The 7,976-nt window shown below is 57.7% G+C and carries 5 protein-coding genes; 4 read left to right on the top strand and 1 reads right to left on the bottom strand.

Annotated elements, in window-relative coordinates:
* Positions 1-116 precede the first annotated feature (116 nt).
* Positions 117-1,046 carry a type I-G CRISPR-associated protein Csb2 gene (csb2, locus tag BW950_RS08405; RefSeq protein ID WP_076488842.1) on the top strand — a complete coding sequence of 310 codons (930 nt, stop codon included), beginning with the start codon at positions 117-119 and terminating at the stop codon, positions 1,044-1,046.
* Between the two features lie 60 nt (positions 1,047-1,106).
* On the top strand, positions 1,107-2,990 hold the full coding sequence (locus tag BW950_RS08400; protein ID WP_076488841.1) for a methyl-accepting chemotaxis protein: 1,884 nt from the start codon (positions 1,107-1,109) through the stop codon (positions 2,988-2,990).
* Here BW950_RS08400 and BW950_RS08395 read toward each other — a convergent pair.
* The gene (locus BW950_RS08395; protein WP_076488840.1) at positions 2,981-4,294 is read right to left on the bottom strand and encodes a helix-turn-helix transcriptional regulator; all 1,314 of its coding nucleotides are present in this window, start codon (positions 4,292-4,294) and stop codon (positions 2,981-2,983) included. The two genes, BW950_RS08400 and BW950_RS08395, sit on opposite strands and share 10 nt — an antisense overlap.
* Before the next feature lie 245 nt (positions 4,295-4,539).
* On the opposite strand from BW950_RS08395, the gene BW950_RS08385 reads away from it, so the two are divergent.
* On the top strand, positions 4,540-6,447 hold the full coding sequence (locus BW950_RS08385; RefSeq protein WP_076488838.1) for a histidine kinase dimerization/phosphoacceptor domain -containing protein: 1,908 nt from the start codon (positions 4,540-4,542) through the stop codon (positions 6,445-6,447).
* 77 nt (positions 6,448-6,524) lie between these two features.
* Entirely contained in the window at positions 6,525-7,967 is a 1,443-nt protein-coding gene (locus BW950_RS08380) for a nitronate monooxygenase (RefSeq protein ID WP_076488837.1), read from the top strand.
* The last annotated feature ends 9 nt before the right edge of the window (positions 7,968-7,976 follow it).

The raw sequence follows: 7,976 nt of genomic DNA, 5'->3' as shown, positions 1-7,976 counted from the left end.
GGTTCCGACGAGATCCAGCAGGCCGTGACCGCCGTGGAGCAGATGAGCGGCAAGAACGGTGAGGGCATTGCCCGGGTCAAGGGCATTGTGGACCGCTTTATTGTGGAGTAAGTACTGTGGCTTTTTCGTATCATCCCGAAACACTTCTTGAAAGAGATTCCTCCCGATCCATCGCGGAGGCCCGATTCCCTGGCGGGTTTTCTGTCCCCGAAGAAGCACTCACCATCGAAACTGCGGGCACTGTTTTCTCTCCACGGATAATTTCACTGACCAAGACCTACGGGAAGGATCTTCAATTGTCCCAGACAACCCTTCTTTCCCAGGCGTTGCGGGCAACCCTCATCCCTCTGGCGGAAGAGCGTTCCCAACGGGCCCGGGAACTGGCATCGGGCCATGCAAAAGGCGGAGAGCCTCTGCGGGAGACCCACGTGGCCTACGCTCCTTTATGCGAGCCCCGAGGACGTGCGGGGTCTCTTGCTGTGACTGGCGCTGCCGTGGTGTTGCCCAGGGGGCTCGCTCCGGCGGAGGAAGAGGAACTCCGGCAGATTCTGGATTCTGCAGCTCAGGGGGAACGGGGAATCGTACTGACTCTGGGGAGGCTCGGTCTGTTCGGACTCAAACCTCTCCCGGCAGGTGAAATCTTCCTTTCCTCTGGAGGGGGGAGTGACCGCATTGATGGTATTAGCGAATTTGATGAACCGGAGGATTTCACCGGACCATCCCAGGTTTGGGACAGTATTACCCCCGTTGTAATGGACAGAAGGCAGCGAAACCGCCAGGTGGACGCCGATGAATGGGCTCGAAAGCAAGTGTCGCTGCTCTGTACAAAAATCGGACTCCCCGAGCCGGAGCAGGTTCTTGTCGATTCAGTGCCCTTCCACCCGGGATCGCTTGCGGTAAAGCGGTTTCCCCCAATTCGCCTGAAAGACGGAAGCAGCCGGAGAATGGTTCACGTGCGGTGCGTTTTTCGGAGAATGGTGCAGGGGCCGCTTCTCTTGGGGTCCGGGCGGTTTCGGGGTTACGGGCTGTGCAAGCCCCGGAAGTAATACGCAGTAGAAAGTAGTAATAAATGGCTCGAACAATTCGTTCAGAAGGAGATTGACGTTATGTATCGGTTCAGGTCCCTCCAGGGACGCATGATCGCCTGTTTTGGAGGAGCTGCGGTTCTCCTCCTCTCTCTTATGGGAGGGCTTCTCTTGTGGCAAATGATGAGGATTCAAAGTGAAACTATCCGGGATATGTCCCGGGAAATTGTCTCGGCCCGGGGGGCTGAGACTGGTCGATGGCTTGAAGGGAACATCGACCTGGTTCAGCAGTATTCCCTGCAACCCGTGATTCGCCAGGGAGACCTTGAGGAGATCCGGTCGTACCTGCTGGATCTTCACTATTATCTGCCGGGACACCTTGAAAATCTGAGCTTTGTCGATACTCAGGGAAACCTTATCACCAGCCAGGACGTGAGAGGAAATCTTCTTGATCGAGGATATATTCAGGATATCTATTCCCGAGGGTACCGGTACGCTGTCAGTAACGGCCTGATCAGCAGAAGTACTGGTAACCCCTTTGTGGCCATTGCCCACGAGGTCCGGGATCATCAGGGGGATCTGGTTGGGGCGGTAATCGCTTCGGTTGCCCTCGAAGATCTGAGCGTGATAACCCGGGACATGCACTTTGGTCAGGAAGGGTTTGGCGCGGTTGTGGATGGCCAGGGAATAGTCATCGCCCATCCAGACCCCGACATCGTCATGGAACTTAATGTTATGGACGCTCCCGGATATGTGAACCTGGATCGAGTGGGAGAGAGAATCCTTCAGGGAGACTCGGGGAGAGAAGATTTTGCCCGTCCCGACGGTACCCGGATGCAGGCCATTTTCTCGGCAATTCCCGGATCTTCCAACTGGGGAATGGTTTATCTCCTTCCTTTTCGCGATCTCCACGCGCCGATCTACCGGATGATAGCGGCAATTATACCCCTGGTACTGTTTGCTCTGGTTGGAATCATGGTGGTGGGTCGTCTTCTTGCCGGGTGGGTGGGCAACCATGTCCACGAAGCAGCTGATTTCATGGATCTTCTGGCTTCGGGGGACCTGACCCAGGACGTTGAAGAGCAGGATTTGGCGTTACGTGACGAGATCGGTACGATGGCCCACGCCTTTGACCGGATGAACCGAACCTTGCGGGAAGTGGTGGCGGGAATCCAAAGCTGTTCCCTGAAGGTCTCCTCCGGGAGCGAGGCCCTGCTCGGGATCGGTCAGGACACAGCCCAGGGATCCCGCCAGATGGCGGCCATTGCCGAGCAGTTGTCGCAAGGAGCATCGGAGCAGGCCGCATCGGTGGAGGAGGTTTCAGCCTCGATGGAGCAGATAGCTGCCAATATTCGCCAGAGTTCCGATAACGCCGAAATGACGGAAAAAATTGCTCTGGAATCTGCCCGGAGAGCCCGGGATGGCGGGGTCGCGGTCCAGGCTACGGTGGAAGCCATGAAGCAAATCGCCGAAAGAATTTCTGTTATCGAAGATATCGCACGAGAAACCAATATGCTTTCCCTGAATGCGGCCATAGAAGCTGCCCGGGCAGGGGAGAACGGGAAGGGCTTTGCCGTGGTGGCTTCCCAGGTGAAAAAACTTGCCGAGAACTCGGCCAGTGCGGCCCGGGAGATTCGTACAGTGAGTACCGATTCCGTGGCTACTGCCGAGGGTGCCCGACAGGTTCTGGATGCTATGGTTCCAAACATTCGCCGTACGGCCGATCTGGTGCAGGAAATAAGCTCCTCCAGTAAAGAGATGAGTCAGGGGGCAACTTCGGTGAGCGAGGCCCTGGTTCAGTTGGATCAGATGGTTCAGCAGACAGCCTCGGCCTCGGAAGAAGTGGCTGCTACCAGCGAAGAACAGTCAGGCCAGACCGCTACCTTGGCCTCGGCGGCGCAGGATTTGCAAACCCAGGCGGAGCACCTGAAGGAACTGGTCTCCCGGTTTCGTGTTCATTCATGAGAGGGGCTGGAGTGGTCACTTCGTGACGGACCAGGTGAAACTGCGGATTTTTTTCGAAACTCCGAGGGTGTGCATCCGTAGCAGCTCCTGAAGGTTGCGTTGAAGCAGGATTTTGAACGAAATCCAGACATCCGGGCTATTTCTGTGAGAGGAGTAGCCCCGTGCGAGGAGGAAATAAGTAACCGTCGGGCGTATTCTGCGCGATAGCCGTTCATGTAGTGGGAAAAGCGCTGACCCAGTACGTTGTTTATCGCATGGGAGAGATTGTGGGGGTGGACATCCATCTCCTGGGCCAGATCTCCGGGAGAGAGGGCGGGGTCCAAAAAGGCCAGGGTCCTCCGGATATGCTCGTCGGCCTGGCGGGCAAGCGCCTGAGCTGCAGAGTCGGAAAGGTCGAAATGCTCCTTCGAGTCCTGGGGTGCGTCGGCTGCGGTGGCACCTCCGGTATTATCAGCCTGGCTCGCTTCTTCTGTCTGGGACCGATCCAGCCCTCGTCTTTGGGGAGTTTCTGAAGGAGCCAGGAGTGTTCCGTACCGGATGCCCTGATAGGCCAGGAGATGGATTGCGACAAAGAGAAGCGCTTCGTTCATTCTGCGCGTGAAGAGAATGATCTCCGGCGATGCCCCCAGGATGAAGGCACCGGTCATAAAGGTAAAGATTCCCAGGACCACCGCCACCGCCACAAGGATGTTGCTCAGCCACGACAGTTCCTCTCTGCGGGATGAGGGGGCGCGAAGACCGGCCGTGGGGTTCCAGACGGTCAGGGGGGGACGGGTTGATCGCTGGATAACTGCCAGGGTGCAAATCATGTAAACAAGAAGGTGAACAATCTGAAGGATGATCGCCATCGAGTAGAACTGTGAGATCCACCTTGTCTGTTCCCAGAACAGTATTTTTTCGCCTCCGCTACGCCCCATAAGGGGCACGAGGAGGACCAGGTGTACGTAAAACGGAGTCAGATGCAGGGCTGTTCTGAATCGGGAAGGGGTGGAGTGCCCCAAAAGCGCCCAGGAAAAGCCGAAGATGAGCGGTCCATAGAGCAGGCGGAACGAAAAGGTGAAGGGCAGAAGATGCGGAGCGATCCGGTAGGAAAGACTGTCCTGATACCAGGCCGAGGCGAATCCGGCAGAGAGCGCCAGGAAAAGGGCCAGAAGCCAGGGAGCTGCGTTATAATGGGGAGTTCCCCGGGGATGTTTCCGGTAGGTTTTCCAGGAAAGCAGGCCAAAGATGAGGCAGTTGGTGCTTCCCAGCAGGGAGACAACGCTGAAAGCAATCAAGCCGGGTTGTGTAGCGGGATGTGTCATGGGATAATTCCTGAAGATCGTCCGAAAGAGGTTTCCGGGATGTGTCCGGAGAAGACCGATCGCCTTTCGTTGAGTAGTATTGTGCGGGATATGATGGCGGGAACGTCCAAAACAAGCGTCCTGAATTGTCGGCGCGGACGCCTCCGGAAGGAATATTCGCTTTTCCTGGTCGACAAGGCAGGACATGATCTTTCTGCCGGGTTAATAATGGTCCTCCGTATCAGTTCCATTGTACAGGAGGTTTTGTGATAAAGGGCTGGAACATTCGCTGGATCACCAGCGTTCCTTTCTTCTCGCTCATTGCCCTGGGATTTGTTACTGGCTGGGCGCTCTATCTGGCAGGGTCCCGCGCCGTTGTTCGTGATCTGGTGCAGGAGCTCTCTCGCGAGACAGCGCTCTCCGTAACAAGAGAGCTCTCGTCCTTTCTGGAGTCGGCGCAGAACGTTTCCGAGGTGAATGCAACGTATCTGGAGAACCTTCCCGATGAATGGCCGCTGGAGGAGCAGATTCATGGGGTGTTTCTGGATCAGTTGGAGCGTTGCCCGGCCCTGGCGATTATCTCGGTGGGGTATCTCGACGGCGAATACTACGAAGCGCAACGCCAGTCCGGGGGGGATATCCGCTTCGGCTACGCCGGAGATAGTTCGGGCGGGGTCCTCACCTTCTGGCCGTCCCGGTCTCCTTCGTCTGATTCTGCATCCCCTGTCCCCGGGGCCGCCTCCGGTTCCCTGGGAATCGATCCGGCCCGCTACGATCCGCGAGATCGCCCCTGGTTCCAGGGAGCGCGTGCAGCCGATGGACCGCTCTGGTCCGAGGTGTATCCTCTTTGGTCTGATGGAGATCTGGTGATTACCTCGGCGGTGCCCTTCGGGGGATTTCCCGGAGGGGTGACCTCGGTGGTGGTCACGCTGGGTCAAGTCGGTGCCTATTTGAGCTCCCAGATCGCTCCCGAACGGGGTGTGCTTGTCGTTTTCGACGAGCACCAGAGGGTTGTCGCCGCATCGCGGGATCATGCCGCGCTTCAGCCCCTTTCGGGGAGTGGTGATCCTCTTCTCGAAGAGATCGCGTCCTTCCTGAAAAACGGGAGATTGTTGCAGGAGGGCCGGTCTTCTCCGGGATTGCCTCCTCTGGTGGTGGATGTTCAAGGTGAGCGTCTTCATGGCGCGATTCTTCCTCTGGCCAATCCCTCTCTGAAAGGAAATGATGCCCCCCGCTGGAAGGTTGCCGTTTTTATCCAGGAAGGGTATTTCACCGCTCCGCTGGTCGAGGCAGACCGGTTTGCCCTGTACGTGATGGGGATACTCTTTTGCTTTTTCTTCCTTCTGGCCTTTGCCGTCGCCAAGATAATCACGAGCCCCCTCCAGCGGTTGCAGGTTCTGGCCGAGCAGATGGATCTCCGGAATCCTCTGCCCTCGAAAGAGCTGGAGCAGCTGGGGCTGTTCCGTAACGAGGTGGGCGCGCTGGCACGGAGCCTCCTGGCCATGAGTTCCCGGCTCCATGAAGATTACTCCATAATCAGAACCAGTCTGCACGAAAAGGAGAGTCTCCTCCGTGAGGTCCACCACCGGGTGAAGAATAATTTGCAGATCGTCTCCAGCCTTCTGAGCCTCCAGGCCTCCCGGGCTGATCAGGATGCGGAGCTGCAACAGCTTCTGGAGACCTGTCAAAACCGTCTTCACGTAATGGCCTCGGTTCACGAGATGGCCTGTGGGGCCGAAGATGTCTCTGCCATCGAGATGGAAGAGTACCTCACCAGGGTGGCCGCTTCCTGCGGTGCCTTCCGGCAGGGGGTGGCCTTGGATATCCGGGTTCGGGGGGTCTTTTTGCCTCTGGGGGACGCTCTTCCCTGCGGCTTGATCGCCCATGAGCTGGTGGAAAACGCCTTTCGCTACGCCTTTCCCGGGAAGCGATCAGGGCAGGTCTCCCTCGAGATGTATCGACGTAACGGGAACTGCGTCCTCTCGGTCCGTGATGACGGTGTGGGGATTCCCCCTGAAAAAGCCCCCTCTTTTCCCCGTGAGGGGCTTGGCTTTGCCCTGGTGAACGTCCTGGCTGAGCAGCTCGGTGCGGTTCTGCAGCGGGAGACCGACCAAGGGGTGGCCGTGACAGTCTCCTTCGAGCCATCGTCTTTTTTGTCGGCCGTTGACCGATAAGGATTCTCCCGGTATTATGGGGGCAGTAGTACGAAGACCGCATTTTCGACGATCGCAGAGCGCTGAGGGAGGAAACGATGGAGCATCCAAGGATTATACAGGGCGGCATGGGAGTAGGTGTTTCCGACTGGAGGCTTGCTCGTGCTGTAGCACTTGAGGGGGAAATGGGGGTTGTCTCGGGGACCGCCCTGGACATACTTCTGACCCGTCGGCTTCAGCAGGGAGATCCCGGAGGGCATATGCGGCGCGGTCTTGCGGCCTTTCCCGACCAGGAGGTGGCCCAGCGTATTCTGGCCCGCTATTATCGGGAAGAAGGGACTCCCGATTTCCACCGGTTTGAAAATCCTCCAATGATTACGGTGGAACCCTCTCGTGAGGTAGAGGAACTCCTGGTGGCGGCTAACTTTGTTGAGGTGTATCTTGCAAAGGAAGGGCACTCGGGAGCGGTGGGGGTGAACTTTCTGGAAAAGATCCAGCTGCCCAACCCTGCGGCGATCTATGGCGTTATGCTGGCCGGTGTTGATTACGTTCTTATGGGGGCGGGTATTCCTCTGGAGATACCAGGGTTGCTCGACGCCTACGCCCGGGGCGAGGCAGGCTCGATCACTCTGGCCCTGGAAGGAGCAGAAAAAGGTGAAACGCTCCTGCGCCACTTTGATCCCGCCCGGGTTCTCTCGTCACCTCCTGCACAGTTGAAGCGACCAGCTTTTCTCTCCATCGTTTCTTCGAACGTCCTGGCTCAGACGATGGTCTCCCGGGCTTCGGGAAAGGTGGATGGAATCATTGTGGAAGATCACACGGCAGGGGGGCATAACGCGCCTCCCCGGGGACCCTTGCATCTGACCGACCAGGGAGAGCCCGTCTATGGTCCCAAGGATCAGGTTGATACCCTGCGGATGACAAAAATGGATGTGCCCTTCTGGATGGCCGGGTCCTGTAGCGATGAGAATTCGCTGGAGCGCTCCGAAAAGGCGGGAGCCTGGGGGATTCAGGTGGGGACGCTCTTTGCCTTTTGCCGGGAGTCGGGTTTTCTCCCGGAGCTGAAAAAGAAGTTTCTCCAGGCTGTAGAGGCGGGGAAAATGCGCGTCTTCACCCATCCTGGAGCTTCTCCCACGGGGTATCCCATAAAGATGGCCCTCATGGAGGGGACTATAGCCGAGGAGGCTCTCTTCGCTCAGCGAAAACGGGTCTGCAATCTTGGGCTTCTCCGGCATCTGTACAAGAAAGAAGATGGCGTCATCGGGTATCGCTGTCCTGCCGAGAGTCCTGAGCTCTTTATCCGCAAGGGCGGTGATCCCGAAACACCCCAGGATGCCCGGTGCCTGTGTAACGCCCTCATGGCGGCGGTTGGAGCGGCCATGGAATATGCCGGCGGGTATCTGGAAAAGCCCCTGCTGGTTCCGGGAGAGTACCTGGATTCGTTGCGGGTGCTGATTCGAAAAATTGGTCTGGATTATACCGCTGCCGATGTGATCCGCTTCCTCGATTCGAGCCGGGGTGAGGAGACCTGTTCCTCCTGACCTGCCCCG

It is taken from the genome of Alkalispirochaeta americana (genome assembly GCF_900156105.1).
Classification (GTDB): Bacteria; Spirochaetota; Spirochaetia; order DSM-27196; family Alkalispirochaetaceae; genus Alkalispirochaeta; species Alkalispirochaeta americana.
This window is presented reverse-complemented; position numbering and strand designations above follow the sequence as displayed.

What these genes read in the sequence shown, in the direction of transcription:
- BW950_RS08400 (WP_076488841.1), top strand. Translation starts at nt 1,107, where the DNA reads ATGTATCGGTTCAGGTCCCTCCAGGGACGCATGATCGCCTGTTTTGGA.
- BW950_RS08395 (WP_076488840.1), bottom strand. Translation starts at nt 4,294, where the DNA reads ATGACACATCCCGCTACACAACCCGGCTTGATTGCTTTCAGCGTTGTC.
- BW950_RS08380 (WP_076488837.1), top strand. Translation starts at nt 6,525, where the DNA reads ATGGAGCATCCAAGGATTATACAGGGCGGCATGGGAGTAGGTGTTTCC.